At 64.3% G+C, this 26,030-nt stretch carries 29 protein-coding genes and 1 pseudogene; 13 read left to right on the top strand and 17 right to left on the bottom strand.

From position 1 onward, the window contains the following. Positions 1 to 140: 140 nt before the first annotated feature. The 3 genes from CH306_RS01860 to CH306_RS01850 are packed head-to-tail and all read left to right on the top strand — an operon-like array spanning position 141 to position 3,896. Positions 141 to 1,757: a class I adenylate-forming enzyme family protein gene (locus tag CH306_RS01860; RefSeq protein ID WP_094645497.1), complete on the top strand. Its 1,617-nt coding sequence runs from the start codon at positions 141 to 143 to the stop codon at positions 1,755 to 1,757. Continuing rightward, on the top strand, positions 1,754 to 3,046 hold the full coding sequence (locus CH306_RS01855; protein ID WP_045196129.1) for an MFS transporter: 1,293 nt from the start codon (positions 1,754 to 1,756) through the stop codon (positions 3,044 to 3,046). Before CH306_RS01860 ends, CH306_RS01855 begins: the two co-directional genes overlap by 4 nt. 55 nt (positions 3,047 to 3,101) lie before the next feature. Continuing rightward, positions 3,102 to 3,896 (top strand): MerR family transcriptional regulator, encoded by a 795-nt coding sequence (locus CH306_RS01850; RefSeq protein WP_094631547.1) that lies wholly within the window; start codon positions 3,102 to 3,104, stop codon positions 3,894 to 3,896. Between the two features lie 13 nt (positions 3,897 to 3,909). Here the strand turns inward: CH306_RS01850 and CH306_RS01845 are convergent, their stop codons facing one another. Continuing rightward, positions 3,910 to 4,458, bottom strand: a complete 549-nt coding sequence (locus CH306_RS01845; RefSeq protein ID WP_141214760.1) for a TetR/AcrR family transcriptional regulator — start codon at positions 4,456 to 4,458, stop codon at positions 3,910 to 3,912. A gap of 68 nt (positions 4,459 to 4,526) precedes the next feature. Here CH306_RS01845 and CH306_RS01840 point away from each other — a divergent pair, with 68 nt between their 5' ends. Then, the gene (locus CH306_RS01840; RefSeq protein WP_143545367.1) at positions 4,527 to 4,904 is read left to right on the top strand and encodes a hypothetical protein; all 378 of its coding nucleotides are present in this window, start codon (positions 4,527 to 4,529) and stop codon (positions 4,902 to 4,904) included. Between the two features lie 139 nt (positions 4,905 to 5,043). Next, on the top strand, positions 5,044 to 5,868 hold the full coding sequence (locus CH306_RS01835; RefSeq protein ID WP_094645495.1) for a dienelactone hydrolase family protein: 825 nt from the start codon (positions 5,044 to 5,046) through the stop codon (positions 5,866 to 5,868). 58 nt (positions 5,869 to 5,926) lie between these two features. Here CH306_RS01835 and CH306_RS01830 read toward each other — a convergent pair whose 3' ends face one another. Then, a complete protein-coding gene (locus CH306_RS01830; RefSeq protein WP_032394254.1) occupies positions 5,927 to 6,292 on the bottom strand; it encodes a DUF1330 domain-containing protein in 366 nt (121 codons plus the stop codon). Positions 6,293 to 6,634: 342 nt separating this feature from the next. On the opposite strand from CH306_RS01830, the gene CH306_RS01825 reads away from it, so the two are divergent. Next, on the top strand, positions 6,635 to 7,534 hold the full coding sequence (locus CH306_RS01825) for a 3-hydroxyacyl-CoA dehydrogenase (RefSeq protein WP_094645783.1): 900 nt from the start codon (positions 6,635 to 6,637) through the stop codon (positions 7,532 to 7,534). 109 nt (positions 7,535 to 7,643) lie between these two features. Here the strand turns inward: CH306_RS01825 and CH306_RS01820 are convergent, their stop codons facing one another. Beyond that, positions 7,644 to 8,846 (bottom strand): helix-turn-helix domain-containing protein, encoded by a 1,203-nt coding sequence (locus tag CH306_RS01820; RefSeq protein ID WP_094645494.1) that lies wholly within the window; start codon positions 8,844 to 8,846, stop codon positions 7,644 to 7,646. Between the two features lie 128 nt (positions 8,847 to 8,974). Between CH306_RS01820 and CH306_RS01815 the strand changes: the two genes are divergently transcribed. Together CH306_RS01815 and CH306_RS01810 are read left to right on the top strand one after the other, a co-directional pair. Continuing rightward, positions 8,975 to 10,639, top strand: coding sequence for an FAD-binding dehydrogenase (locus tag CH306_RS01815; protein WP_094645493.1), 1,665 nt, complete (start codon positions 8,975 to 8,977; stop codon positions 10,637 to 10,639). A 2-nt stretch (positions 10,640 to 10,641) separates the two neighbouring features. After that, entirely contained in the window at positions 10,642 to 11,571 is a 930-nt protein-coding gene (locus tag CH306_RS01810; protein WP_094645492.1) for an MBL fold metallo-hydrolase, read from the top strand. A gap of 26 nt (positions 11,572 to 11,597) precedes the next feature. Here CH306_RS01810 and CH306_RS28755 read toward each other — a convergent pair whose 3' ends face one another. Continuing rightward, a complete protein-coding gene (locus tag CH306_RS28755) occupies positions 11,598 to 11,993 on the bottom strand; it encodes a LuxR C-terminal-related transcriptional regulator (protein WP_254924355.1) in 396 nt (131 codons plus the stop codon). Positions 11,994 to 12,202: 209 nt separating this feature from the next. Here CH306_RS28755 and CH306_RS01800 point away from each other — a divergent pair, with 209 nt between their 5' ends. Further along, positions 12,203 to 13,444 carry a TetR/AcrR family transcriptional regulator gene (locus tag CH306_RS01800; protein ID WP_179272779.1) on the top strand — a complete coding sequence of 414 codons (1,242 nt, stop codon included), beginning with the start codon at positions 12,203 to 12,205 and terminating at the stop codon, positions 13,442 to 13,444. 22 nt (positions 13,445 to 13,466) lie between these two features. Here CH306_RS01800 and CH306_RS01795 read toward each other — a convergent pair whose 3' ends face one another. The 7 genes from CH306_RS01795 to CH306_RS01765 form a co-directional block, all read right to left on the bottom strand. Next, positions 13,467 to 14,726, bottom strand: coding sequence for a PP2C family protein-serine/threonine phosphatase (locus CH306_RS01795; RefSeq protein WP_094645490.1), 1,260 nt, complete (start codon positions 14,724 to 14,726; stop codon positions 13,467 to 13,469). 15 nt (positions 14,727 to 14,741) lie between these two features. After that, positions 14,742 to 15,191 (bottom strand): ATP-binding protein, encoded by a 450-nt coding sequence (locus CH306_RS01790; protein WP_094645489.1) that lies wholly within the window; start codon positions 15,189 to 15,191, stop codon positions 14,742 to 14,744. A 28-nt stretch (positions 15,192 to 15,219) separates the two neighbouring features. Then, complete coding sequence (locus tag CH306_RS01785) at positions 15,220 to 15,609, bottom strand: STAS domain-containing protein (protein WP_094645488.1); 390 nt, start codon at positions 15,607 to 15,609, stop codon at positions 15,220 to 15,222. A gap of 31 nt (positions 15,610 to 15,640) precedes the next feature. Then, positions 15,641 to 15,997 carry an STAS domain-containing protein gene (locus CH306_RS01780; protein ID WP_032394260.1) on the bottom strand — a complete coding sequence of 119 codons (357 nt, stop codon included), beginning with the start codon at positions 15,995 to 15,997 and terminating at the stop codon, positions 15,641 to 15,643. Between the two features lie 157 nt (positions 15,998 to 16,154). Then, on the bottom strand, positions 16,155 to 17,747 hold the full coding sequence (locus CH306_RS01775) for a phytoene desaturase family protein (protein WP_094645487.1): 1,593 nt from the start codon (positions 17,745 to 17,747) through the stop codon (positions 16,155 to 16,157). Next, positions 17,744 to 19,063: an APC family permease gene (locus tag CH306_RS01770; RefSeq protein ID WP_256981008.1), complete on the bottom strand. Its 1,320-nt coding sequence runs from the start codon at positions 19,061 to 19,063 to the stop codon at positions 17,744 to 17,746. The genes CH306_RS01775 and CH306_RS01770 overlap by 4 nt, the downstream gene beginning before the upstream one ends. Then, positions 19,060 to 19,497, bottom strand: coding sequence for an SRPBCC family protein (locus CH306_RS01765; protein ID WP_094645486.1), 438 nt, complete (start codon positions 19,495 to 19,497; stop codon positions 19,060 to 19,062). Before CH306_RS01765 ends, CH306_RS01770 begins: the two co-directional genes overlap by 4 nt. Positions 19,498 to 19,683: 186 nt before the next feature. Between CH306_RS01765 and CH306_RS01760 the strand changes: the two are divergent. The 3 genes and pseudogenes from CH306_RS01760 to CH306_RS01750 all read left to right on the top strand — a co-directional run. Further along, positions 19,684 to 19,875: pseudogene (locus tag CH306_RS01760) on the top strand (ANTAR domain-containing protein); the annotation flags it as partial. Between the two features lie 65 nt (positions 19,876 to 19,940). Then, positions 19,941 to 20,732 (top strand): bifunctional hydroxymethylpyrimidine kinase/phosphomethylpyrimidine kinase, encoded by a 792-nt coding sequence (thiD, locus tag CH306_RS01755; protein ID WP_094645484.1) that lies wholly within the window; start codon positions 19,941 to 19,943, stop codon positions 20,730 to 20,732. 119 nt (positions 20,733 to 20,851) lie between these two features. Further along, the gene (locus CH306_RS01750; RefSeq protein ID WP_094645483.1) at positions 20,852 to 21,157 is read left to right on the top strand and encodes a hypothetical protein; all 306 of its coding nucleotides are present in this window, start codon (positions 20,852 to 20,854) and stop codon (positions 21,155 to 21,157) included. 49 nt (positions 21,158 to 21,206) lie between these two features. On the opposite strand, the gene CH306_RS01745 is transcribed toward CH306_RS01750, so the two are convergent. From CH306_RS01745 to CH306_RS01720, 6 genes are all read right to left on the bottom strand, one after another. Then, positions 21,207 to 21,434: a hypothetical protein gene (locus CH306_RS01745; protein ID WP_094645482.1), complete on the bottom strand. Its 228-nt coding sequence runs from the start codon at positions 21,432 to 21,434 to the stop codon at positions 21,207 to 21,209. Then, the gene (locus tag CH306_RS01740) at positions 21,431 to 21,691 is read right to left on the bottom strand and encodes a lipopolysaccharide assembly protein LapA domain-containing protein (protein WP_032394280.1); all 261 of its coding nucleotides are present in this window, start codon (positions 21,689 to 21,691) and stop codon (positions 21,431 to 21,433) included. The genes CH306_RS01745 and CH306_RS01740 overlap by 4 nt, the downstream gene beginning before the upstream one ends. An 86-nt stretch (positions 21,692 to 21,777) precedes the next feature. After that, positions 21,778 to 21,948 (bottom strand): CsbD family protein, encoded by a 171-nt coding sequence (locus CH306_RS01735; RefSeq protein WP_008718579.1) that lies wholly within the window; start codon positions 21,946 to 21,948, stop codon positions 21,778 to 21,780. Positions 21,949 to 22,062: 114 nt separating this feature from the next. Then, complete coding sequence (locus tag CH306_RS01730) at positions 22,063 to 22,869, bottom strand: transglutaminase-like domain-containing protein (RefSeq protein WP_094631563.1); 807 nt, start codon at positions 22,867 to 22,869, stop codon at positions 22,063 to 22,065. An 85-nt stretch (positions 22,870 to 22,954) separates the two neighbouring features. After that, positions 22,955 to 23,974, bottom strand: a complete 1,020-nt coding sequence (locus tag CH306_RS01725; protein ID WP_094645481.1) for an LLM class flavin-dependent oxidoreductase — start codon at positions 23,972 to 23,974, stop codon at positions 22,955 to 22,957. A gap of 81 nt (positions 23,975 to 24,055) precedes the next feature. After that, a complete protein-coding gene (locus CH306_RS01720; RefSeq protein WP_256981007.1) occupies positions 24,056 to 24,637 on the bottom strand; it encodes a TetR/AcrR family transcriptional regulator in 582 nt (193 codons plus the stop codon). A gap of 94 nt (positions 24,638 to 24,731) precedes the next feature. Here CH306_RS01720 and CH306_RS01715 point away from each other — a divergent pair, with 94 nt between their 5' ends. Next, positions 24,732 to 25,874: an acyl-CoA dehydrogenase family protein gene (locus CH306_RS01715; RefSeq protein ID WP_045196102.1), complete on the top strand. Its 1,143-nt coding sequence runs from the start codon at positions 24,732 to 24,734 to the stop codon at positions 25,872 to 25,874. The last annotated feature ends 156 nt before the right edge of the window (positions 25,875 to 26,030 follow it).

Here is a 26,030-nt window from a genome sequence, read left to right as displayed (position 1 = left end):
GATGGCCGGGCGGCGGGTGTGGTCCCGGAAGCACCCGGTTGACACTTCTGTTGTGATCCGTAACACTACCGAGTATCGACCGAGCGAGTGTTCGGTCGGTCGATCTCGGTCAGGCCAACGTTCGATGGAAAGAGTCCTCGATGCCCCTCACCATCCTCGATGCCTGGCGCGCCCGGGTGTTCCGGTCGCCCGACCGGCCTGCATTGGCGTACTTCGATGCCGTTCTCACCGCCCGCGAGGTCGACGAGGCCTCCGACGCTCTCGCTGCCGCGTTCGCGGACCGCGGAGTGAATCCCGGTGACCGCGTCGGCATCTACCTGCAGAACGTTCCGCACTACGCACTGACGTTCTTGGCGCTGTGGAAGATCGGTGCCGTAGCTCTGATCCTGAATCCGATGTACCGCAACCGAGAACTGCGACACCTGCTCGACGACGCGGAGCCCGTAGCGCTCGTGTGCGACGAGTCGGATCTCGGCGAGCTCGAAACCTCGTTGCAAGGCAGTACGATTCGGTTCTTCGTGAGCACCAGCGGACTGGATCTGCAGACTCGCAACGATCCGCGAGTGTTCGCCGCGACGACGCGGGTCACGCCCACACCCGAGAACGACATGCTCGGCCTCGTCGAGGCCTACCGCGGTCGAATGCCGGAGGACACCGCACCGCAGCCGGACGATCTTGCGCTGTTGGCATACACCTCCGGAACCACGGGGCCGCCCAAGGGGGCCCGGATCTCGCACGCCAACGCGTTCGCGACGGCCTCGGACTTCGGTGAGCGTGCGGGTACGGAGGACGGCGACGTCGTCTTCGCCGTCGCGCCCCTGTTCCACATCACCGGGGCCATGCTCGATGCTGCTGTGGCTCTGGTGCGCGACTGCGTGCTCGTGTTCGCTCACCGCTTCCACGCAGGCGTCACACTGGACGCTTTCGTCGAGCATCGAGTCACCTACACCATCGGATCCATCACCGTGTTCAACGCGATCTCCGAGAGCCCCGGCGCGGACCGCAGACATTTCGCCTCCGTCAAGGCGCTGTACTCCGGCGGCGCACCCATTCCGCCGGCCACCGTCTCCGCGTTCGAGGCGAAGTTCGGGTGCTACATCCACAACGCGTACGGAATGACCGAGACCACCGCAGGCGTGATCGCGGTACCGCCAGGACTCCGGGCACCGGTGGACGCGTCGAGTGGATCGTTGTCCGTCGGACTGCCCCTCCCTCGCGTGCGGTTGCGCACACTCGATCCCACCGGGCTACCCACCGAAACGGGAGTAGCCGGCGAGTTGGAAGTGTCCGGGCCGCAGGTGGTCTCGGGGTACTGGCAGAACCCGGAGGCGTCGGCGTCGACGATGCCCGAAGGTCGCCTGCACACCGGGGACGTAGCGATCGTCGACGAACAGGGCTGGGTCTATCTCGTCGACCGACTCAAGGACCAGATCAACGTCTCCGGATACAAGGTCTGGCCCCGAGAAGTCGAGGACGCCCTCTACGAACACCCGATGGTGTTCGAGGCAGCCGTGGTCGGTCGTCCCGACACCTATCAAGGGGAATCGGTGGTCGCGTACGTGTCGGTCCGCAGTGGTCCGGCCGTGACCACGGACGAGCTGATGGCCTTCGCGCGCGATCGGCTCGCTGCCTACAAACGTCCGAAAGAAATCCACATCATCGACGAGCTGCCCAAGACGCAGACCGGGAAGATTCGTCGCGCAGCACTCAAACCTGTTTCAGCACAGACTCACTCGAGCGAAAGTGGCACCCCATGACCGTCGGATCACCCCGCGACACCCGCTCGACACCGGACATCTCCTCGCGGAAGAAGTCGTTGTTCGCCAGCACGATCGGCAACGTACTCGAATGGTACGAGTGGAGCGCCTACGCAGTGTTCGCGCCGTTCATCGCCGCGGCGATGTTCAGCCAGAGCGATCCGGTCTCGGCCCTGCTGTCGACGTTGGCGGTGTTCGCCGTCGGATTCCTGATGCGGCCGCTCGGCGGCATCGTGTTCGGCCGGATCGCAGACAAGAAGGGGCGCAAGTTCGTTCTCGTCACCACCATGCTGATGATGGCCGCCGGAAGCCTGCTGATCGGCATCATGCCCACCTACGGAGCGATCGGGGCCTGGGCATCGGTACTGCTGCTGCTCGCCCGCGTCATGCAGGGTTTCGCGCACGGCGGCGAGTCGGCGACGGCCTACTCCTACGTCGGCGAGATCGCGCCACCGAACCGTCGAGGCATGTGGGGAAGCGTCGCGTTCGTCGCGATCTTCGGTGGCTCGGCACTGGCATACACGGTCGGTGGCGTCATCACCTCGACCCTGTCCGAATCTGCTGTCGGTCAATGGGGTTGGCGCATCCCGTTCCTGCTGGGTGCACTCCTGGCGCTGTTCGCTCTGTACCTGCGCAAGAACATGGACGAGAGCGACGTCTTCGATTCGGAACAGAACAAGGTGAAGCAGGCCCCGATCGCACGCAAGACCGTCGTGAAGGCGATCGTGTTGATGATCGGAATGACGTCGGGAATCACGGCGGCGCACTACACCTGGACCTCCTACGTCTCGACGTTCGCCATCACACAGCGTGGGATGAACCCCGACACCGCGTACTGGATGCTGGTCATCGCTCAGTTGATCGCGTTGGTGTCGCTGCCGTTCTTCGGTCGTCTCTCGGATTCGATCGGTCGTCGGCCGATGCTGGCCGCCTTCGCCGTGCTGATGTTCGTTCTGCAGATCCCGCTGACGATGATGATCTCGACGCAGTGGTGGACGTTGCTGCTCCCGTCGACGGTTGCATTGCTCGTCATCGCCGTTCCGGCTTCGATCCTGTCGTCGACACTGTCGGAGAGCTTTCCCACCCGACTCCGCACGCAGGCAATCGGATTCGCCTATTCGTTCTCGGTGGCGGTATTCGGCGGAACTGCGCCCTATCTCAACCAACTCTTCCTCGGCCTCGATCTGGGCTGGGTGTTCGGCGTGTACATCATGTTCCTGGCCGCGATGACCGGTGTCGCGTGCTTCTTCATGAAGGAAACCAAGGGAATTCGACTCGAAGATGTCTGAACCGACTTCGGTCGAGCTTGCTCCTGACGTGACGTGAGGTTCTACCGTCTGATTCATGAACAACAACGGTCCGATCACCTGGGGAATCGGTGACGTCGCGCGTCGAACCGGCGTCACCGAACGTACGTTGCGGTACTACGAGGAACTGGGTTTGCTCGCCCCCGACCGAGACGGCGGGGGCAGGCGTCGGTACGGCGGGGGAGACCTCGATCGGCTGTACCGAATTCGGTTGCTCCGAGAATTGGGTACACCGCTTGCCGATGTCGATCCGGAAGCGATGGACCTCCAGCACCTGACGCGGCAGCATCTGACCGACCTGGACCACCGGATGACACAGCTAGCCCGGGTGCGCGAACGGGTTCGGGCAGTCGAGGACCGGCTTCTGCAGGGCGCTCAGCCGGGAGACGACGCCTTGTTGGACCTGCTGTCGGGCCTGTCGACCGACGAGCCGGCGGTGACCAGGCGTACCACTTTGCTCGTCTATCGAGACATCGCGGCAGCCCATTCCTACCTCGTCGACGTGCTGGGACTCGCACCGGGACCGATCGAATACGACGGCGACCGAGCAGTCCACGGCGAGGTTCACGCCGGTGACGGTGTTGTCTGGTTGCACCGCGAGGCTCCTGAACATCGGATGGTGTCGCCCCTGACCAACGGCATGGTCACCGCCTCGCTCGCTGTCCTGATCGACGACGTGGACACCCATCATGGACGGGTGTCCGCAACCGGCGCAGCAATCGACTACGCGCCCACCGACATGCCCTACGGCGTCAGGGAGTACGGCGTTCGTGATCTCGAGGGTCACCTGTGGTCCTTCCAGACGCCGATCTCGGAACCGGTGGCGTCCTGAATCCGTTTGCCCCTCAGCGGATTCGTCGGTGATCGAGCAATGAGGTCGATGCAGTATCGGCGAGGTCACTGCCTCCCAGAAGACGCATGAGCAGAAGGCCGTCGAGCATCGCCACGGCAGCTGCCGCTTCCGTTCGTCGATGGTGCGCGTCGCCGACCACGAAGCCCCCGAGCCATTCGATCCAGCCCTCGACCAAGTGCGAGGCCACAGATCTGTAGGGCTCGAGTCCTGCTGTTGCTTGTCCGATCGCCTCGAAGTACAGACCGAACAGCGGATCGTACTCAGGCTGTGCCACAACCGGCCACGCCGTCGCGACCAGCGCGCGGTGATCCCTCATCGGCGTCGAGAACGCCGCGGCCAACACGGTTTGCAATCGATCTCCGACTACCGACAGCACAGACGTGACGAGGTCGTCCTTCGTCGGGAAGTAGTAGACGACCGTGCGATCGCTGATCTTCAAGCGCGCTGCGAGTCTGCCGAAGGTCAAGCGGCTCAGGCCCCCTTCCAGGGCGGCCTCCAGTGCCACGGACAGCATCTCCTCGCGTGAATGTCTCTTGACCACTCCTTGATTGTAGTGTCCACTACAGGTAGCTTGAGTTGTAGTGACCACTACAACTCAAGGGAGACGTCATGCGTACACGTTCGACTCCATTGCTCGCACTGTCGGTTCTGCGATCGACCGCCGGAGTGGTCTCGTGGGTGAGTCCAGCGCATTCGTGGCGTGCCTTCGGTCTCGGACCCATGCGTCAAGCCGGAAGCGCGGGGGTGGCGACGCGTCTGTTCGGAGTTCGCGATCTCGCGCTGGGAATGGCACTGCACCACCCATCCGCAGACGTTCGCAGAGCAGCCGTGGAGGCCGGGATCGCGATCGATGTTCTCGACGTCGCGGCACGTGTGATCGGACGTCGTGCGGGCGCGCCCGCGGCGAGTCTGGCCGGAGTGGCCGCCGGCGCAACGCTGTTCGTCGTGCTGGGCGTGACGATCATCGCGGACTCGGATTCCTGGTGATCATCCGGTCAGCGCGTCGGTATCGGTCGCCGCCTGTCGGACATCCTCGGTCGGGGTGACGTATGTCGTGAAGCACGGCTAGCTTGGACGGCATGCGTCGGCTGGGCGCGGTGGATATCCGACAGAAGGGCGAACTCCCATGACCGATGACACGCTGGCCGACTTCGAGCGAACCGAGTTCACCGCGGACGGGCGGACCGCGCCGGTGTATCGCATCGGAACCGGACCGGCCGTGATCGTGATGTCGGAAATGCCGGGCATCACTCCGAGGGTCGCGGACTTCGCGAGAACCGTTGCCGGAATCGGCTGTACGGCCGTTGTTCCGCACCTGTTCGGAGTCGACGGCAAGGATCCGCTGGCCGCCCCGCTGGGACCGCTCGGCACCGTTGCCACCATGGCCCGCGCCATGGTGCCGGCATGCATCAGCCGCGAATTCACCATCCTGGCCACCGGCAAATCGTCGCGCATCGTGGTGTGGTTGCGCGCTCTGGCCGCGCAGGAGCACGAGCGCTGCGGCGGACCGGGCGTCGGTGCCATCGGAATGTGCTTCACCGGCGGATTCGCTCTTGCGATGGCAGCGGACGATCGACTGATCGCACCGGTGCTCTCGCAGCCCTCACTTCCGTTCGCGGCATCGAAGTCTCGCGGTAGGTCCATCGACATCACCCCCGGCGACCTCGACAAGGTGAAGAGTCGTTGTGCAGCAGGCGAGCTCACGGTCCTGGGGATGCGTTTCGAAGGCGACAAGATGTGCCCGCCCGCGCGATTCCAATGGTTGCGCGAGCAGCTCGGCGACGCGTTCGTCTCGGTGGAACTGCCCGACTCCGCCTTCAACCCGGAAGCATTCGGACCGCCGCATTCGGTCGTCACCGAAGGACTGATCGATGCTCCGGGGGAGCCGACACGGCAGGCGTTGGATCAGGTGCTCGACCTGTTCCGTTGTCGGTTGCTCCCGACAGAGTGAGTAGATCGCTGTCTCGCCCCTGCCGAGTACCGAGCAACTCGGTCGGCGAGCCCCGAATTCACGACCACGGAACGGTGGCCTGCAGAACCGCCTCCTTCAACGCGCCGGTCCGCAGTGCCGTCACCGCCTGGTAATCGGGATCGGCCACCATGTCGCTGAACGCCTTGCGCGAGGGGTACTGCACCAGCAGAACCGCATCCCAGGCCTGACCGTCGTCGGCTACCAATGCCGTCGAGCCGTCGCCCGCATACAGCACCGTCGCGCCGTAGCGCGGGAGGAACGTCTCGTCCAGTGCTTTCGCATACTCTGCGTACGAATCGCGGCCACCGTCGGCGAACCGCAGCAGGTTGAGCATCACCACAGGCCCACCGGGGTCTTCTTCCAGATAGCGCCTGAGGTCTCTTCCGCGGGGATCGACAGCCATCGATCGAGTATGCGTCAGCCGACGATCCGATGGAGAGGAAATTGCCACCGCGCACGCACCACCGACGGCACCACGCATCGAAAATCCAGCACGGACGGCGGCGAAGGGCCTCCGAATGCAGATGCAACCGACAGTATCGGTGACACCGCCGGGCAGTTGGCCATGGCGGTTGTCATGGGAGCGCGCTCGATTTCTTTGCCCGGGTGACAGGTCCTCGGGACAGTCGACCGCTCGTTCAGCGAGTCGATCCGCTGTTCGATGCCGAGACGGTGGTTCCATGGTCAGCGGTAGAACTTGTAGAGCGGGAAACCAGTGACTCGATGAATGGGAAGTGTGTCGTCCATGGCCGATGTTGAGAAAGTGACCGTATTCGGAACTGGAGTGCTCGGTTCGCAGATCATGATGCAGGCGGCGTACCATGGGAAAACCGTTGTGGGATACGATATTTCAGACGAATTGTTGGCCAAACTGCCGGATCGCTGGGAATGGATGCGCGGATACTACAAGCGCGACCTGAAGACCTTCGACGAGGCACGTTTCGACGAGGCCATCGAATCCATCACGACCACCACCAGCGTCGCGGAAGCCGTTTCGGACGCCGACCTGGTGATCGAAGCGGTTCCGGAGGATCTCGAGCTGAAGAAACGTGTCTGGTCGGATATCGGCGCGTCCGCCCCGCCGAGAACTATCTTCGTGACCAACTCGTCGTCGCTACTGCCCAGCAGCTTTGCGGAGGCCACCGGGCGGCCGGATAAATTTCTCGCACTGCACTTCGCCAATCTCGTGTGGCGGTACAACACAGGTGAGGTGATGGCAACTGCTGCAACAGATCCCGTTCACTTCGACACCGTACTGAACTTCGCTTCGGAGATCGGTCTCGTTCCCGTTCCGGTCCGAAAGGAAGTACCGGGATACGTGTTGAACAGTCTGTTGATTCCGCTGCTGCAAGCAGGAGCCAACCTCTATGTCGGCGGTGTTGCCAATCCTGCCGACATCGACAATGTGTGGCGAATAGCCACCGGGGCGCCCGCCGGTCCGTTCCAGATATACGACACGGTCGGCTTCAACGTCGCAGCACACATCGCGCGCGCAAGCGGTGGCGAGGATCAAGTGAAATTCGCCGATATGCTGCAGAAGGGCATCGACGCGGGAAAGACAGGCCTCGGGGACGGAGAGGGTTTCTACACGTACGATCCCGACGGCCGGCGACTCGATGCTGTCGAGTCGTGGAACATCAACTGAATTGCTCGATCTGTGTCTCATTCCGATGGAAGAGACTGTTGTCGAGGTATGGCCGGACAGCTTCCCGTCGTAGCCCGTCGCGCACCGCAGCGATGGCCGCCGAGCCGGATCAACCGAGTTGCCGCAGTTGAATCGCGGTGTCGAGCGCCAGCCGATGCCACGCCGATCGCGGATCTCGGCCGGTCAGTTCCTGGGCTCGGCGCAGTCGATAACGCAGCGTTTGCGGATGCACATGCAACTGTGCCGCTGCGGCCGTGGCGGTGCCGGTGGCGATGAAGGCCGAAAGGCCCTCGAGGATATGCGCATTCGCGGCCTCGATGAGCGAGCCGAGTACGGTGCGCACCACCTCGCTCGTGTCCGCGGTGGGCCGCGCGGTCAACAGTGCCAGCAGCTGCCCGTCGCCGGTGTCGAGCACGGCACGATCGTCGAACGCATGATCCGGTGCCGTGTCCAGAGCATCGGAAGCGAGCCTCCACGCGCCGCTGACACCGGCAATGGTCGACAGCTCCACGAGGCATCCACGCACACCGGTCGCTCGGGACGCGCCGTCGGCACGGTCTCGACCGATCGAGGACGGCAGCAGCAGGATCGCCCGCTGCTCGCGTCGGGTGCACAGGTGACTGCGCGTCGTCGACGGCGCGGTGCGATCGGGCGGCGCGAGTCCCAGTGCGAGAACCAGAGATTCGATGGTGTCATCGGTCAGTGCTCTGCCCGCGCTTGTCATTTCCACCACCAGTAGATTCGGGTGACTGGACAGTTCCAGGTCGAGTTCGCGAGCGCGATCGGCCACCGCTCCGGGCGAGTTGTGTCTGTTCGCCAGCAGGTCGTCGAGCAAGAGGGCGTGAGCCTGCGCCCGATTGGATGTGAGTTGTTCGCGCGCAACGATGTACGCGCCGATGATCTCCTCGGATATCGCGTCGATGGCGTCGAGCACGCCCAGGCTGAGATCGGCGATGTCCGGTGGGTCGAGCGCATCGAGGTACTCGGTCGCCACGTGCCGAACGAACACGCTCGATGCAACTCGATAGGCTCTGAGCACGTCGGCCAACGGTCGGCCGTCGGCGGCGCGAGCCGCACCGATCGCGCGAAATCGACTGTGATCACGTCCGTCGAGAGCCGGATCGCCGCCTGCCCACAGCGTCATCAGGCGACGCAGCGACCAGTAGGCGATCGCCTCGACATCGGCCGACTGCGGACCGTCCAGGGTGCGGTAGACCGGAATTGCATCCCGCACGGCCTGCACTGCCGACGCCACCACATCCACCAGTTCCGCTTCGATCTCGGCGACCACCGCAGCCCGGGCTCGGTACACCGCGGCATCGTCTCATATTTGTCGGTGACTGATGAACCGTATTGTCAACGAAGCCGATTTCCTTGAGTTCCGGCGCCCACGACAGCACAGTCGAGGGAGACAGACGGGTCGAGCAGAAGAGTGGGGCAATGGACGCAGACGTGATCGTGGTGGGTGCAGGCTTGGCCGGACTGGTGGCGACCGCCGAACTGGCCGACGCCGGAAAACGGGTGCTCCTCCTCGACCAGGAGCCCGAGCAGAACCTGGGTGGACAAGCGTTCTGGTCGCTGGGCGGTCTGTTCATGGTCGACACCCCGGAGCAGCGACGCATGGGCATCAAGGATTCCGCGGAGCTCGCGTGGCAGGACTGGCTCGGCACCGCGACCTTCGATCGCGGCATCGACGATCCGGCCGGCGAGGACTATTGGGGACACCAGTGGGCGCGCGCGTACCTCGACTTCGCGGCCGGGGAGAAGCGCTCCTGGCTGCACGCGCAGGGGGTGCGGTGGGTACCCATAGTCGGGTGGGCCGAACGTGGTGGCTACCTCGCCGAGGGACACGGGAATTCGGTTCCGCGGTTCCACCTGACCTGGGGTACCGGGCCCGGGGTTGTCGCACCGTTCGAGCGGCGCGTGCGGGAGGCCGCCGACAAGGGATTGGTGCGCTTCGGTTTTCGTCACCGCGTCGACGAGTTCATCGTCAGTGCAGGCACAGTTGAGGGAGTTCGCGGCGCAGTTCTCGAACCCAGTGCCGCGGAACGAGGTTCGGGTAGTACCCGCGTCGAGGTGGGTGAGTTCGAGCTGCGTGCCGGAGCCGTGCTCGTCACCGCGGGCGGCATCGGAGCCAACCACGACATGGTGCGGGAGAACTGGCCGGCACGGTTGGGAACGGCTCCGAAGTCTCTGATCTCCGGAGTCCCCGAACACGTCGACGGCCGCATGCTCGGCATCACCGAAAAAGTCGGTGGACGTCTGGTCAACAAGGACCGCATGTGGCATTACACCGAGGGCATCAAGAACTGGAATCCGATCTGGAAGAATCACGGAATCAGAATCATTCCCGGCCCGTCGTCCATGTGGTTCGACGCGCGTGGTCGACGGTTCCCGGTGCCCAATTTTCCCGGTTTCGATACCCTCGGAACGTTGAAAGCCATCCAGGACAGTGGATTCGACTACTCCTGGTTCGTTCTGACGCAGAAGATCATCGAGAAGGAGTTCGCGCTCTCGGGATCGGAGCAGAATCCGGACATCACCGGAAAGAACCTCAAGCTCGTCCTCGGTCGAGTGCTGCCCGGTGCCAGCGGACCGGTCGAGGCGTTCAAGAAGAACGGAGAGGATTTCGTCGTCGCCGACACCCTCGCCGAACTCGTCCAGGGCATGAACAGGATCTCCGGCGAAAATCTGATCGACTTCGTCGATCTGAAGCGGCAGATCGAGGCCCGCGACCGTGAGGTCGACAACCCGTTCACCAAGGACCTGCAAATCTCCGCAATCCACAACTCGCGTCGTTCGCGCGGAGAACGCATCGCGCGTACCGCCTCGCCGCACAAGATTCTCGATCCCAAGTCGGGTCCGTTGATTGCCGTGCGTCTGAATATCATCACGCGGAAAACGTTGGGCGGCATCCAAACCGACCTGCAGGGCCGGGTTCTCGATGGCGACGGACACGCGATCGACGGGCTGTGGGCGGCCGGTGAGATCGCAGGATTCGGCGGCGGCGGTGTGCACGGGTATCGCTCACTGGAGGGAACCTTCCTCGGTGGGTGCATCTTCGGCGGCCGTCAGGCGGGACGCGCGATCGCCGCGCAGGCGTGACGGTGGCCCTCAGAATCGGTCGTCCCGCGCTGCCGGGTCCGGCGGAGATCGCCACCACTGAGTCGGCGGGTCCCCATTCGCCGGTGACAGTGTCGTTTCTCGGTGTCAGCACCGTGCTCTTCGACGACGGCCGATCGGCGATCCTCACCGACGGCTTCTTCTCGCGACCGTCGCTTCCGAAAACCCTCGTACGACCGCTGCGGTCGGACATGGGGCGCATCGATGCAGCCCTGCGCAGAGCGGGGATCACCACGCTCGACGCGGTGCTGTGTGCCCACTCGCACTACGATCACGCACTCGACTCGGCGGCGGTAGCGCTGCGTACCGATGCAGTTCTGGTCGGCGGTTCCTCGACCGGGTTCATCGGGCAGGGTTCCGGGCTCCCGGACGACCGGATCGTCGTGGTCGCGAACGACGAGACAACGGTGCAGGGCAACTTCGCCGTCTCGTTCGTCGAATCGGTTCACTCGTATCCGGATCGGGCGCACGGCAGGATCGAGCGGCCACTGACCCAGCCGGCTCGGGTGCGCGAGTACCGATGCGGGGAGGCATGGTCGATGCACATCGAACACGTTCCCAGCGGCCGTACGGCACTGGTGCACAGCAGCGCCGGTTTTCGTTCCGGCATGCTCGAAGGCCGCCGTGCCGACGTGGTCTACCTCTCGATAGGGCAACTCGGTCGACGGCCGCGCGTGTTCATCGAGCAGTACTGGCAGGAGACGGTCGTGGCGGTCGGTGCCCGACGCGTGGTGTTGACGCACTGGGACAACTTCTTTCGGTCCCTGGACGAACCACTGCAAGCGCTCGCGTACGTCTTCGACGACATGTCTGCCTCCGTCGATGTGCTGAACGCCTGCGCGCGGAGAGACGACATCGACCTCGAATTGCCGACCCTGTGGCGACGCGCGGACCCGTGGGCGGAACGAGCCTGACACCGACCCTGCACGCGGGCTGACGATCACAGATCGTCGAGGGTGACCAAGCCGTCCTGCAGTGCCCGGGCCACGAGCGACGCTTTGGTCGGTGCCGCACGACCGACGGTGGCATACTTCGCGCGAATTCGAGACAGGTGGGTATTCACCGTGCCGAGTGCGATGTGCAGAACCGCGCACACTTCTTGTTTGGAGTCGCAGCGCAACCACGCACCCAGGACCGCGATCTCGCGGGCGGTGAGGCCGGGATCGGCGAACCTCGTCGCTTCCTGCCGTGACCTGGGAGTCTCGGTACCGGGATTTGCGACGGTCCTGGCGCGCACGGTCGATGCACTGCGGCGCGGCGCGAATCGCTGCCCCGGATGGACCGCGGTACCGGACGCGACCTGAATCGTCGTGGTCGACAGACCTGTACTCGTCACTTGCATTGCATCCGACCCCTGCTGTCCGACTTGGGTGTTTCGGACATCCGACCACGCCGGAGGATATGAAACAACACCAACGGGTTCGAGGCAGAACGCGGCATTGGAGGCTTCTGTCGATCCAGGTTTATCGTTTTGTAAAGTCGGGTCTTCACGGGGCCATTGTTATAGTTCACTGTCCACCGGATCGAAACCGTAGGCGGTCGTCGTTGAGCCCGAAATCCACACCCCGCGAACAACTGCTGCTGGCGGGCTCACGATTGCTGACCGATCTCGATATGTCGGTGCTCGCACGATCGCTGTCTATCGCCTCGGTCGTGGAAGAAGCCGGGTTGTCGCACCAGACTTTCCACAATGCGTACCCCGGGTCCTCCCGTGCCGGGGAGCGTGGTGGCAAGGAAGCGTTCGTCGAGGACTTGCTCGCGCACGTGACTCTGCAGTATACGAAGCCCGGCGATGCAGAGCATGCCTCGTCGGATCTCGCGTCCTACTTCGAGCAACTGACCTCCGGTCTGCTGCGCAGGAGAATGATCGGCGCGATGATCGCCTCCGACCACGCCGGAGGGAGATCGTCGTTGGCACCCGAATTCGATGCCATGGACGCCGCAGTCGAGGATGCCGTCCGGCACAAGCTTCGTGCACTCGGGGGTTCGGTGAGAACGCCGCTGACGGTGACCGGACTGTCCCATGTCCTCGTCGCCCTGCTCGACGGTCTTGCTTTCCGTGAGACGCTGAGCCCGGGAACGGTGCCCACGTCTCGTGCGTCCACGGCTGTCGAATCGCTGCTGGAATGGGCGGTGGACCCAGTTCACTCGGATCGTCGTGAACGCACAGCGGGACCCGCGGACGTGCCCGCTTCTCTCGACGGTTTCGATCATTCGAGGGCCGACATCGAATCCGACGTCATCGCGGCGACCGAGAGGTTGTTCGCGGCACACGGATATTTCTCGGTCACCCTCGCCGACATCGCCACTGCTTCCTCGCTCACCGTTGCCGATCTCAAGCGCCTGTTCCCGAGCAAGGTCGACATCATCGTTGCCGCACTGACGCCCGAGTTCGAGCGCGTCCTCCGGCTGGGTCGTGCGGACGCCCGACTGGAGGTGGAACCCATTGCGGCTCTGGAACGTTCGGTCGGTCGGCTTGCGGAGTTCGTGGCGCGCAACCGCTCGATGAGCTCGGGGATGCTGCTGGCACTGAGCTTCGAGCAGTTTCACGAGCCGAGCACTGTCACCACCATTCGGGAGCAACTCCCGCTGCCCTCGGCGCTCACCCCGATCCTCGAACGTGGCCAGCGTCGAGGCGACTTCGGTACCGAGGCGTCGGCAAGCGAACTTGCGACGATACTCGCCAACAACGTGGTGATCAGGTCCGTCTCACGGTCCGAGGAAGAACCGGAACAAGTCTCCGACTACGTCCTGCGGGTGTTCCTGTCGGGAATACGCGCACGTTGAGCGAGCCTGCGGGCCTGAACTGCTACGCGTCGGCGTCGACCCGGGGTACCTCGAAGGCGAGCAGTGCAACGTCGTCCTGCAGACCGTCTCCGAAGGAAGCCAGAAGTGACGTGAGATCGTCGACGATCTTCGGCGCAGTCGTCGGACCTCTTTCGGCAGCAAAAGATTCGAGGCCACCGTCGTCGTCGAAACGTGCGCGCTCCGGTCCGACGATCGCCTCGGTCAAACCATCGGTGTAGAAGGCCATGACGTCGCCGGGTCGCAATGTCACCGATGCCGACGCGAAGTGCGGCTCGGCCAATGCTCCGACCAACTGACCGCCGGTGGTGTCCACGAAATCCACGCCGGCGTCGTGACCGATACGCAGTGCCGGCGGATGTCCGCCGCTGGCGAGGTCGACCACCGCGCCGTCCGGGCCCGGAGTGATGGTGCCGAAAACCACTGTGCAGAAACGTGGGTCGTCGCCGTGGAACTCGTGGTGCAGAACGGTGTTGAGGTTCTGGAGTACCGAGATCGGGTCGCGGTCGAACACCGCCGCGGCGCGCAGGGTGTATCGGGTCAGCGAGGTGACGGCGGCGGCTCCGGCACCCTTCCCGCTGACGTCACCGAGGAAGAATCCCCATGTCCGATTGTCGAGGGGGAACACATCGTAGAAATCGCCACCGACCTCGTCGATGGATGCGGGGTGATAGTGAGCCGCCACGTTCATACCCGTCGGAGCGGACAGGATCGGGGGGAGCAGGGTGCGTTGCAGGGTCGACGCCAGAATCTGCACTTGCGTTCTCTCTGCCTCGGCCTGCTTGCGCGCTTCCTCCGAGGCGCCCAGTGCATCCTGTGATCTGTCCAGAGCGGCCTCGGCGCTGTCCTGCGCCGCCTCGGCGTTGTCACGGGCGTCGATCAGATCTCTTTCGCGGACGTTCCGCTCGGTCTCGTTGTGCAGCGTCATCGTCACCGTCATGGGACCTGTGGGCGTGCGCAGGGCGTTGGCGAGTATCGACACGGCGATTGCATCGCTCCTGTCGGGTGCGACGGTCAGCTTCGCGGAGGCTCCGATCGGGGAGTCGGCCCGTGAATTCGACGCGACATCGATCAGCGCCGTCAGTACGGGCTCGAACTCGATCGTGAACAGGTCGGTGACCGACGTTCCCACGAGAGCGTCACGACTGCGTGCGGTGATCCGGGCGGCGGCAGCATTGGCGTAGAGGATCCGTGCCGTGGCCACATCGACGGAGAACACCCCGCACGGTGCACTGTCGAGCAATTCAGCAGCAGTGGCAGACATGGGCACTCCCTTCGTTCATGACGAGCGGGTGGCAGAACTGGAGCGGCTTGCCGAGACCGGATCGGTCCACACCGCAGTCACGATGGTCCCGAACCCCGGCCGGTGATCGACGAGGAGGTCGTCCGACACTGCGGCAGCGAGCTGCAACCCATGGCTGCGATTGGTCGTCGGCGTCGGTGGCCGCCACGTTCCGGTGTCGGAAATCGTGACAGTCAGGGTTCGATGTTCGTACGCGGCGGTGACCGTCATCGTTCCGGGCTCGGGCACTGCGTGGTAGGCATGCTCGACCACGTTCGCGAGCGCTTCGTAGACCCCGAGGGCGATGTCGTCCACCAGAGAGTTGCTCACTCCCAGTTCGAGAACCCAGTGATGCAGCCGGCGTCGAAGCGCGGTCGCCACGGCCGATTCGGCCGGTGCGGTGTGGCTCCAACGCTGTGGAGTGGGTCCGGGACTGCTCTCGGTCATCGTCGCTGTCCGAACCGGTACCGGCCGGTCATCGGTCGACTTCCGAGTCGAGAGCTGCCGACCGCACGTGAGCCACCGCGTCGGGAACGGTCGTGAAAGTGGCCATCACCCGATCGATTCCGCTGAGCTGCACGGGCCGAACCACGACTCCATCGACCGCCACGAGCGCCATGAGCGAGGCATCGGGCAGTCGATCGCAGACTCGCACCAGTATGGTGATGGCGCTCGACGACAGGAAGCTCACATCCGTCAGATCCACCACGAGTCCGGCCCGGGCTGTGTCTGCCGCCGGGAACGCAGCAGCCGACAGCTCCGGTATGGTGTCGAGATCGAGTTCGCCTCGGACGGTGAGCACGGTCGTCGCGTCGTGGTCCGCTGCCACGATCTCGAAGGCTGCTCCGGTCGGCTCGTCTGGCATGGGTTCGACGTTACCTGTTGTCGAGTCGAACTCACGACCGAAACGCGTCGACGAACAGGTCGCCTGCGCCCAGTACCTCCAGGACCATACGCACCGATCGTGCAGGCGCGAGCACGGCGATCTTGCCCGGATGCACGTAGGTGGCATCGATGATTGCGTTGGCAACGCCGGAGTACATGAACGACACCGCCGACAGATCGACACAGACCCGATCGGAGGCGGCGGCCAGGCGGTCCAGGCTGTGCACGAACTCGGCTCTGGTCGACATGTCGAGTTCGCCCGACGCTCGCAGAATGTTGTGTCCGTCCGGTCGAACGACGGTCTCGACCCGAAACACGCCCTCGTCGTCGCGAATGGAGCGTTCCATCGTTGCAGTGCTGGTCAACATATCTTTACCTCTTCCCCGAAGCGTTCGTCCCGGTCGGTCTGCCCGCGCGGTGCACAACGCTGAGTTGTTGTGCTTTCAACGATGCCAGTGCCTGATTGCAGGAGACTCCGCCGCACATCTCGAACGAGTAACGAAAGATCTCGTTTCGATAACGCCGTCACCGGGTCAACACGTCGATGAGCGAACCGGTGATTTTCTTCTTCATCCAGCCGTGTACACCTCGCTGGCCCAGCGCTGCCCGGGCAGCGTTGAGGCCGGCGGCTCCGTGCACTCCTCCACCGGGGTGCGCCGATGCCGACCCGAGAAACAGTCCTTCCACCGGCGTTTCCGCCCGCCCCAGCCCCGGCGTCGGTCGAAATATCAACTGCTGCTGCAGCTGCGCGGTTCCGCCGTTCACCGCACCACCGTGCAGATTGGCATCGGCACCGTACAGATCGCTCGGTCGTTGGACGACCCGCCCGACGACCGAATCGGTAAATCCCGGTGCATGGGCGTCGAGGACTTCGTCGACCCGATCCGCCACGGTGTCGGCGGCCGCGTCGTCGACGACGCCCCTCGGCAGATGTGTGTAGGCCCAAGCGCTTTCGGTGCCCTCCGGTGACCTGCTCCGATCGGCAGTGGTCATCTGGCCGAACAGCATGAACGGGCTCTGGGGAAGAACTCCGGTGGTGAGATCTGCCGCCCAGTGCACGAGGCCGTTGTCGTCCGCACCGAGATGGACGGTGCCGGCGTCGGCCAAAGACGGTGAGTTCCAGGGTATTCGACGATCGAGTGCGTAGTTCACCTTGACCACCGGGGTGTCCCACTCGAAGGTGCGCAAGTCGTCGTGCACTCGGCGCGGCACGGCGTCGAACGGAAGCAGTGAACCGTACAGAGCCGGTGCGGACACGTCGGCCACGATCGCCCGACGCGCTCGAAACGTGTCTCCGGCAGCGGTGTGCACCCCGCGAGCGCGGCCGCCGCGTACCTCGATGTGCTCGACCGCCTGACCGCACTCGAGCGCCGCACCCGACGCGGCACCACGACGAATCAACGCGGTCGTCAGCGCAGACGATCCGCCCACAGGGGCCGGAAACCCGACGTCCTGAGCCAGCATCGTGAGCAGCCAGCCCATCATGCCGCTCACCGGGGCATCAGTCGGGACGTCACCGTGCATGGCGTTGCCCAGCAGCAGGCAGCGAGCAGCCTCGCTGTGAAAGAGCTCGTGAGCCATCACCCGGGCGGGAAGGGCCGCGAATCGCGCGAAGCGCAGTGTCTCGGGCACCCCCAAGGTGTGGACGAGTCGAGCCGCTGGGACGACGGGTGGAAACGGTCCGAACAGCGAATTCATGAAGGGCTCGCGAATGCGCTCCCACTGCTCGAAGAGCCGCAGCCAGGTTCGGCCGTCTCGCGCGTCGTGTTCCGACAGCCGCGCAGCGGTGGTCTCGACGTCGTGGTGAACGACCGGAGCGTCGGTGTCCTGCGGTGACCGCGCATGGCCGTACACCGCGGGGGAGTGCGACCACTGCAGCCCGTGGCTTTCCAGGTCGAGTGCAGTCATGGCAGGCGAGGCGAGCGCCAGCGGATAGAAGGCGCTGAAAAGGTCACTGGTGAAACCGGGAACGAGCTCGGCGCTGCGCACAGCGCCGCCGGGATGTTCGGCAGCCTCGAGGACCACGACGTCCCAGCCGGCGTCGGCCATCGCTGCCGCCGCAACCAAGCCGTTGTGGCCACTGCCGATCACGATCGCGTCGACCTCGGTGGTGGTCATGAGACTGCACTCCTCCGGTCGGTATCGGTCTTGTTGGTCAGCAGGTTACCGACGAAGTACAGCGCTACTCCCACGGCGAGGAGCAATCCGGCGCGCAGCCACGTTGCCGCGGACTGCTGGGTCAGTAGAACTGCGCACGTGATCAGTGCCAGCACGGGGAGTGCGGTCGGCGTCCGGAAATGACCGGAGTCGGCCCGATCGCTGCGAAGCACCAGTACCGCCACGTTGGTGCTGATGAAGACGAACAGCAGGAGCAGCACGACCGTCTCCGCAAGCGCAGCGACGGAACCGGTGCTGCACAACACCATCGCGACGACGGTGGTGGCCACGATCGCTGCCCACGGAGTTCTGCGGCCCGGCAGAACCTTGGCCAATGCGCCGGGAAGCAGACCGTCACGAGCCATGCCGAAGGTCAGTCGCGAGGCCATGATCATGGTCAGCAGTGCGCCGTTGGCCACGGCTACCAGTGCGACGAGGCCGAAGACCCACGGCGGAATGCCCGCATCGGCAGCTGCGACGACCTCGAGCAGCGGACCGGTCGATTGCGCCAGGGTGTCGGCGGGCACGACGGTGGACACTGCGAGACCGACGAGCACGTACACCACCCCGGCGACGGTGACAGCACCGAGAAGAGCCCGTGGGTAGACCCGGCGCACGTCCTCGACTTCTTCGGCGATGTTCGCCGACGTCTCGAATCCGACGAACGAATAAAACGCGAGCAGAGCCGCGCCGAGCACCGCGAGCGTCGGAGTCGTCGCGTCGGTGAATTCGAGGACCCTGGACGGCGTGCCGTCACCCCGGCTCAGCACGAGACCGGCGAGGGCGACGATCAGCACCAGACCCGATACCTCGACGACCGTCATAGCGAGGTTCGCCCGCAACGATTCGGTGATCCCGCGAGCGTTGAGCAGCCCGACCAGAAGCAGGAAGACCACTGCGGCGGGGACGGCTGGCACGTCGAGGAACACGCCCAGGTAGTCGCCCGAGAAGGCAAGCGCCAGGCCGGCGGCGCTGGTGACACCTGCGGCGAGCATCGAGAATCCCACCAGAAACGACACGAGCGGTTTTTTGTACGCCCGCTGCGCGAACACGGCTGCGCCGCCTGCTCGTGGGTACTTGGTGACGAGTTCTGCGTACGACGCAGCGGTCAGCAGTGCCATCAGCAGGGCGACGAGCATGGGCAGCCAGATCGCTCCGCCGACCTCGCCCGCTATCTCGCCGACGAGAGCGTAGATTCCGGCACCGAGCACATCGCCGAGAATGAAGACGAACAGCATTTTCCCCGAGACTGCCTGTCGCAGTGGGGACTTGCTCACGGAGCTGTGGACCGCTCTGCGAGCAGGGCGAGCCGACGGAGCGCCTCGGCGTTGCGTGGATGCGCCAACAGATGCTGTATCCGATTCGGCACCAGGGCGAACGGCGCAGTGATCGCGTGCTCGATGATCTCGATGCGGCAGCCGGTGGCAATCGGGTGTAGCCGCACCGTGATCGACGCTTTGCCGAACGGCAGGGCGCGCGCTTCGAGTCGTATCTCTCGTTCGGCGTGAATTCCCACCGAACCAGTCACGTCGCTCAGCACCGCGGGCCAGGTGCCGACGGAATGGTGAATCGTGGAACCCGGTGCGGGCCAGGTGTTGTCGACGGCGCGAATTCGGGATGCACCGACCACCCAGGTTGCGTACGTCCAACCGTCCGCGAGGACTCTCCAGACGTCCTCACAGCTGGCTGTGGTTTCTCTGCTCGTGGGCACGATTCGGCCTCCGGAATCTCTTGTCGTTTTGTGTGAGCACGTGATCCGCGCTCGCCGACACTCCGGGACTGGAAGTGGGGCACTCTGGGTGCTGCGATCGCACGGTAGAACGATCCGACACTGCCGTATGCCCCGAAACGGGCCGGTTCAATCGGTGCGGCAGATCGAGGAGAAGTCATGTCCCACCGCAGCGCTCTGGCCTCGCGAGATCGAATCGGTCAGGCCAAGGGGATCATCATGGAGCGCTTCGACGTCGACGCCATCCGCGCGTTCGACATGCTCGGTGCGCTGTCACAGGAAATGAACGTGCCGGTATCGATGTTGGCGGCGCAGCTGATCAGCCGTGAACACCCGACCGAGCCCGATCTGCCGAGCTGACGTTCGCCCCACCAGGTGCGCGACCACCTGATTTCGGGTCGAAAGGCACTTGTCATACTGAGGTCATGTCGACAATCGCGTACGTGATCGCAGGTTCGGAAGCCACCGGTGGAGCCGGTCTGCAGGCAGACCTCAAGACATTCGAGCGGCTCGGGGTCTACGGAGTCGGCACCATCACGTGCATCGTCTCGTTCGATCCGAAGTCCGACTGGGGCCACCGCTTCGTTCCCATCGACAGCTCGGTCATCGCCGATCAGATCGAAGTCGCCACTGCCGCACACGATCTCGATGTCGTCAAGATCGGCATGCTCGGCACACCCGCTACCGTCGAGACCGTGGCGAGCTCACTGCGTCTGCAGCCGTGGCGGCACGTGGTGGTCGATCCGGTGTTGATCTGCAAGGGTCAGGAGCCGGGCGCGGCGCTCGACACCGACAATGCGCTTCGGCGCGACATTCTTCCGCTGGCCACCGTGATCACCCCCAATCTGTTCGAGACACAGACATTGTCCGGAATGGACGCCATCACCACCGTCGACGATCTGGGCGAGGCGGCCAAGCGAATTGCCGAACTCGGACCGCGGTACGTGGTGGTCAAGGGGGGTGCGGGGTTGCCCGGCGACGAGGCCGTAGACGTCGTCTGGGACGGTTCCGAACTGACCGTGCTGCGCGCCCCCAAGGTGGGCGAGGAGCGGGTATCGGGTGCCGGATGCGTGTTCGCCGCGGCCATCACGGCCGAGCTCGCGAAAGGCGTGGACGTGCTCGACGCGGTCGCCACCGCCAAGAACTTCGCACACGCAGGCATCGTCGGACGGCTGACGAGCCACGCCCCGTTCGCCGCAGTGAGTTGGCACGACTGAACCATCGGCCCGATGTTTGTCGACGGCGCTTTACGGGAACCGCGCTGTGAAGGCGGTGAACGCTCCTCAGGACCGGTCTGCGGTCAGTGGCCGTCACTCATTCATCTCGAGAGGTTCACATGGCGCACCAGAACACGAGCGATTCCGACGCCGGCGCACGCGACGACGATCGGACGACCCGCGGCCACGCGGGTGAGGCGATAGTCGACACGCGAAACTGGCCCGGATACATCTTCATCGGAATTGCATTGGTGAGCCTGGGTCTCACCCTTACCGCCGCCGGCTACGGGTTCTCCGGATGGGTGTGGATCGGTGCGATCGCCGCGCCGGTTCTTCTCGCGGCCGGAATTGCACTGGTTCTACTGGAGCGCAAACGTGTCAAGGCTCGGGAAGGCAAGTCGCTGACCGACCCGGCGGGACACTGATCGTCGCCGGGTAGGCCGGTACAGCCGGCCGACGCATTGGTCGACCGGCTCAGCGGCGTGCGCGAAGAGACTCACGATCCTTCTTGCCCTGCGACTTGTCGGCCCGCCGTTGTGCGAATCGACCGGCCGACTTCAGGCCTCTGGACACGACATTGTCCTTGCCCGTTCGCTTTTCGAGGCTCTGGCCGGCGAGGGCCAACAACCGAGCGAGGACGGGAAGCCCGATCGCAACGATGAGGTAGCGGTACAGGTACTTGCGCGCGAGCAGGGGGATCATCGGACTGCGCGTCGAACCTTGAGCGCAGCGGTGGCGGTCAACGTGATGACGGCTCCGACGACAGCGGCACCGAGCAAGGAGACGCCCTGGCCGAGATCGAAGTTCCAGCCCAGGAAGTTGATGGTGGTGTGCACGGTGTTCTGCAGCACGAAGATCACCAGTGCTGCGACCAGGACGAGCGTGACGAGGAGGGCAAACTTCGAGGCGAATCCGCCGCGACGCTTGGTGGTCTCGGTGTTGCCGGTGGATGTGGTCATGAGGGAATCCGTTCTGTGAGGTGGAAGGGGTGAAAGGCGAGTGCCGCCGATCATCGAGATCGGCGGCACTCGATGCGATTGCGGTGTTACTTGAAGGTGTCCTTGATGTTCTCGCCGACCTTCTTCACGCCTGCCGAACCCTGATCCTTCTTGCCCTCGGCCTCGAGGTCCTTGTTGTCGGTGGCGTCGCCGACAACTTCCTTCGCCTTGCCGATGGCGTCTTCCGCGGCGTTCTTGGCCTTGTCGATGAAGCTCATGAGAGTCCTTCCGGGTGGCTGTGATTGTTGGTAACGGATACTTAGTCGGTTTTCGTCACCGAAAGCAAACGAACGTGTGATGCAGATCACATTCGGGCGGTGTCCGGCCGGAGATTAGGTGAGGGAGACCAGTTCGGTGATGTCGTCCTCGGGGAGCTCGCCGTCGACCACTGCCGTGACCACGGAACTGTTCAGCGTGATGGCACCCTTGTGGTTGTCCAGGAACGCAGTGTCGGCGGCGTCGCGACCGACCGAGATGCGCACCAGCGTCGAGCGCGGGGCGAGGCAGGTGGCATCCACGACGCGCCACTGGCCGCCCACGAATGCTTCGGCGACGGCGTGGAAGTCCATCGGATCGCAGCCGGGTGCGTACACCGCTACCAGGCGGGCCGGAACGTTGACCGCCCGCAGCATGGCCACCACGAGGTGCGAGTAGTCCCGGCAGACGCCCTGTCCGGCGAGCAGTGTGTCGACAGCTCCGTCGATCGGATCACTGCTCCCCGGAACGTAACTCAGGCGGGCTCCGACCCACGCGGAGATCTTGGCCAGCAGTTCCTCGGAATCCGCGTAGTCGCCGAATTCGGTTGCGGCGAAACCGTAGAACTTGTCGGCCTCGGCGTACCGGCTCGGTCGGAGGTAGAGCGACATGTCGTAGTCGGTGACCGGTGCCGGGGTGGTGTTGCCCAAGATGGTGGCGTCGTACGAGACCTGCAGGTTGCCAACGTCGGCGGGCATGACGTGAATTCGGTTGCCGTGCGGCCCGCTCACTTCCTTCGCCTCGATGGGGTTGCCGTCGAGAACGAAGGACAGTGATTCGGTGACCGTCGTGCCCGGATGCGGCGCGATTGCGATCTGGAATTCGAGCGTGGTGGCTGCGGTGATGTCTACATCGAGGCGCGCGGATACGTCGCGTTTGAGCATGGGAACTCCTGGCAGGCGAGGGCGGGTGAACGAGCTGCCAGTACCCGTATCCGCCGATACCAACCCCCTCCCGCTCTGCGAGTGGTCAGCGCCACCCCAACGCGGGAGCGACATCGCGCAACACAGTGCCGAGGACGTGGGCGCAGTAGTCGACGCCCAGCTGGTTGGGGACGGTGAGCAGCAGCGTATCGGCGGCTGCGATAGCTTCGTCCGCGGCGAGCTCTTCGATCAGTCGATCGGGCTCGCCTGCGTACGTCTTGCCGAATCGGGCCTTGCCGCCGTCGATGTAGCCGACCTGATCGTCGCCGCTGCCCTCTCGGCCGAAGTAGGCGCGATCGAGATCGTTCACGATCGGAAAAATGCTGCGACTCACCGAAGTTCGCGGCGCGAAGTCGTGTCCAGCGTCGCTCCACGTCTTGTGGAATCGTTCGATCTGCTCGGCCTGCAATCGATGGAACGGCACTCCGGTGTCTTCGCTCAACAGCGTCGAGCTCATCAGGTTCATGCCCTGTCGCGCGGTCCACTCGGCGGTGTCGCGGGTGCCGGCACCCCACCAGATGCGCTGCCGCAAACCGGGGGAGTGTGGTTCCAGGCGCAGGAGTCCGGGCGGATTGGGAAACATCGGCCGCGGATTGGGCTGTGCGAAACCCTTGCCTTCGAGAAGATCGAGATAGATGCGGGTGTGTTCACGGGCCATGTCGGCGTGATCGGAGCCCTCGGCCGGTGTGTAGCCGAAGTAGCGGTAGCCCTCGACGACCTGTTCGGGCGATCCTCGGCTGACTCCGAGCTGCAGCCGCCCGCCCGAGATGAGATCGGCGGAACCCGAGTCCTCGGCCATGTAGAACGGGTTCTCGTAGCGCATGTCGATGACACCGGTGCCGATCTCGATGGTGCTCGTCTTGGCACCGACGGCGGCGAGGAGTGGGAACGGTGACGCGAGCTGGTTGGCGAAGTGATGGACGCGGTAGTACGCGCCGTCGGCACCCAGTTCTTCGGCGGCGACCGCGAGGTCGATGGACTGCAGCAGCACGTCCGACACGGACCGCGTCTGCGACTGTGGGGACGCCGACCAGTGTCCGAAGGACAGAAATCCGATCTTCTTCATCACGCGCTCTTTCGTTGAAGGATCAACTGTATTCGTTGGGTGTCAGCGCATACCGAGGTCGATTCATTCCCTGCTCCGCGGCTACGCGCCGATGCCCGCCGTCAGCAATTTCGCCAGTTCGAGGTAAGCGTCGCCGTCGCTCAGTCCGGTCAGTCGAAACACCTCGCGAGTCTGAATGCGAACCATGACCGAGGAGGCCACGTCCCCGACGAAGGCCGCGTGCACGTCGCGCACTTCACCGCTGGCCACGCCCTCGCTGATCAACTCCTGGACGCGGCGCGCGGCGATGGCGGTGTTTCGTTCGTATACCGAGCGGGCCGCCTCCAGTGACGCCAGGTCGGTCATGAACTGTTCGGACGCGGACTCGAGAGCTGCCCCCACCGCGGTGAGATAGGTGGTGATGCGATTGCGGGTGCCGTCCACCTCGGCGACCGCGTTCTCCACCTGCGTGGTCATGGACTTGAAATAGTGCACCGTTGCGCCGCCGACCAGCTGATCCTTGCTCGACGCCAGGGTGTACAGCGTGGACTTGGAGCACCGAAGCCGGGCCGCGATGGTGTCGAGGGTCAGGTGTGCGAAGCCCTCTGCCAGAAACAAGCTCACGAGCTGGTCGAAGAGTTCGGAACGGCGTGCCGTGGCATGCAAGGTCACGGGTGCGTTCACATCAGGGATGGTACTGCATCGGCTTGTGCAGTACTGTGCATCAGTACTGCGGATCGTCCGGCAGTACTGATGCGATAGCCCCGGAGGTTTTCACGTGCCCGTCGACCGTCTGTTGCCCACGTCCGAAGCGCGTGATCTGATCGCCCTGACCCGGGACGTGGCAGACAAGGTCCTCGACCCGATCGTCGACGACCACGAACGGCGTGAGACCTACCCGGAGGGAGTGTTCGCCACCCTCGGCGAGGCGGGCCTGTTGAGCCTGCCGTACGCGGAGGAATGGGGAGGTGGTGGCCAACCGTACGAGGTGTACCTCCAGGTCCTCGAAGAACTGGCGTCGCGCTGGGCGGCGGTTGCAGTCGCAGTGAGCGTGCACGGTCTGGCTTGCTATCCCGTGATGGCGTTCGGTACCGAACAGCAGAAAGCCGACAAACTCCCCGACATGCTCGGTGGGGCGCAGATCGGCGCCTACTCACTGTCCGAAGCACAGGCCGGCTCGGACGCTGCCGCACTGAGCTGCAAGGCCACCCCGACCGAGGGTGGCTACACCGTGAACGGTTCGAAGGCGTGGATCACACACGGCGGAGTGGCCGACTTCTACAACCTGTTCGCTCGTACCGGCGAAGGGTCGAAAGGTATCTCGTGCTTCCTCGTTCCGGACGGAACCGACGGCCTGAGCTTCGGCAAGCCCGAAGAGAAGATGGGACTGCATGCGATCCCGACGACCGCCGCGCACTACGACAACGTCCACGTACCCACCGAGTGGCGAATCGGCGCGGAGGGGCAGGGACTGCAGATCGCCTTCAGTGCCCTCGATGCAGGCAGGCTCGGAATTGCCGCTGTAGCCGTGGGAATCGCGCAGGCGGCGCTCGACGACGCGGTGAAGTACGCCCAGGAACGTACGGCGTTCGGCAAGAAGATCATCGACCATCAGGGCCTCGGTTTCGTGTTGGCGGACATGGCAGCGGCAGTGGACTCGGCCCGCGCCACCTACCTCGATGCTGCCCGTCGACGTGACGCCGGACTTCCTTACTCGCGCAACGCTTCCGTGGCCAAGCTGATCGCTACCGATGCGGCCATGAAGGTGACCACCGACGCGGTACAGGTGTTCGGTGGCTACGGGTACACCCGCGACTTCCGCGTCGAGCGATACATGCGCGACGCCAAGATCACTCAGATCTTCGAGGGCACCAACCAGATTCAGCGTCTGGTGATCGCGCGCTCGCTCGCCACGAACTGACGATCTCCGTTTGCCATTCCACACAACGTAGGGGACATCTGCATGACCACAACCGAACCCGATATCCATACCACTGCGGGTAAATTGGCCGATCTTCGTAAACGTCTCGCGGTTGCGGAGATTCCGTCCGGTGAGGCAGCGGTGGACAAGGTCCAC

The organism is Rhodococcus sp. 15-725-2-2b (assembly GCF_002259075.1).
In the GTDB taxonomy this organism is placed as follows: domain Bacteria; phylum Actinomycetota; class Actinomycetes; order Mycobacteriales; family Mycobacteriaceae; genus Rhodococcoides.
This window is presented reverse-complemented; position numbering and strand designations above follow the sequence as displayed.

Coding starts and splice junctions, on each gene's coding strand:
- CH306_RS01860 (WP_094645497.1), top strand. CDS start 141: ATGCCCCTCACCATCCTCGATGCCTGGCGCGCCCGGGTGTTCCGGTCG.
- CH306_RS01855 (WP_045196129.1), top strand. CDS start 1,754: ATGACCGTCGGATCACCCCGCGACACCCGCTCGACACCGGACATCTCC.
- CH306_RS01850 (WP_094631547.1), top strand. CDS start 3,102: ATGAACAACAACGGTCCGATCACCTGGGGAATCGGTGACGTCGCGCGT.
- CH306_RS01840 (WP_143545367.1), top strand. CDS start 4,527: ATGCGTACACGTTCGACTCCATTGCTCGCACTGTCGGTTCTGCGATCG.
- CH306_RS01835 (WP_094645495.1), top strand. CDS start 5,044: ATGACCGATGACACGCTGGCCGACTTCGAGCGAACCGAGTTCACCGCG.
- CH306_RS01830 (WP_032394254.1), bottom strand. CDS start 6,292: ATGGCTGTCGATCCCCGCGGAAGAGACCTCAGGCGCTATCTGGAAGAA.
- CH306_RS01825 (WP_094645783.1), top strand. CDS start 6,635: ATGGCCGATGTTGAGAAAGTGACCGTATTCGGAACTGGAGTGCTCGGT.
- CH306_RS01815 (WP_094645493.1), top strand. CDS start 8,975: ATGGACGCAGACGTGATCGTGGTGGGTGCAGGCTTGGCCGGACTGGTG.
- CH306_RS01795 (WP_094645490.1), bottom strand. CDS start 14,726: ATGTCTGCCACTGCTGCTGAATTGCTCGACAGTGCACCGTGCGGGGTG.
- CH306_RS01790 (WP_094645489.1), bottom strand. CDS start 15,191: ATGACCGAGAGCAGTCCCGGACCCACTCCACAGCGTTGGAGCCACACC.
- CH306_RS01785 (WP_094645488.1), bottom strand. CDS start 15,609: ATGCCAGACGAGCCGACCGGAGCAGCCTTCGAGATCGTGGCAGCGGAC.
- CH306_RS01780 (WP_032394260.1), bottom strand. CDS start 15,997: ATGTTGACCAGCACTGCAACGATGGAACGCTCCATTCGCGACGACGAG.
- CH306_RS01775 (WP_094645487.1), bottom strand. CDS start 17,747: ATGACCACCACCGAGGTCGACGCGATCGTGATCGGCAGTGGCCACAAC.
- thiD (WP_094645484.1), top strand. CDS start 19,941: ATGTCGACAATCGCGTACGTGATCGCAGGTTCGGAAGCCACCGGTGGA.
- CH306_RS01750 (WP_094645483.1), top strand. CDS start 20,852: ATGGCGCACCAGAACACGAGCGATTCCGACGCCGGCGCACGCGACGAC.
- CH306_RS01745 (WP_094645482.1), bottom strand. CDS start 21,434: ATGATCCCCCTGCTCGCGCGCAAGTACCTGTACCGCTACCTCATCGTT.
- CH306_RS01740 (WP_032394280.1), bottom strand. CDS start 21,691: ATGACCACATCCACCGGCAACACCGAGACCACCAAGCGTCGCGGCGGA.
- CH306_RS01735 (WP_008718579.1), bottom strand. CDS start 21,948: ATGAGCTTCATCGACAAGGCCAAGAACGCCGCGGAAGACGCCATCGGC.
- CH306_RS01730 (WP_094631563.1), bottom strand. CDS start 22,869: ATGCTCAAACGCGACGTATCCGCGCGCCTCGATGTAGACATCACCGCA.
- CH306_RS01725 (WP_094645481.1), bottom strand. CDS start 23,974: ATGAAGAAGATCGGATTTCTGTCCTTCGGACACTGGTCGGCGTCCCCA.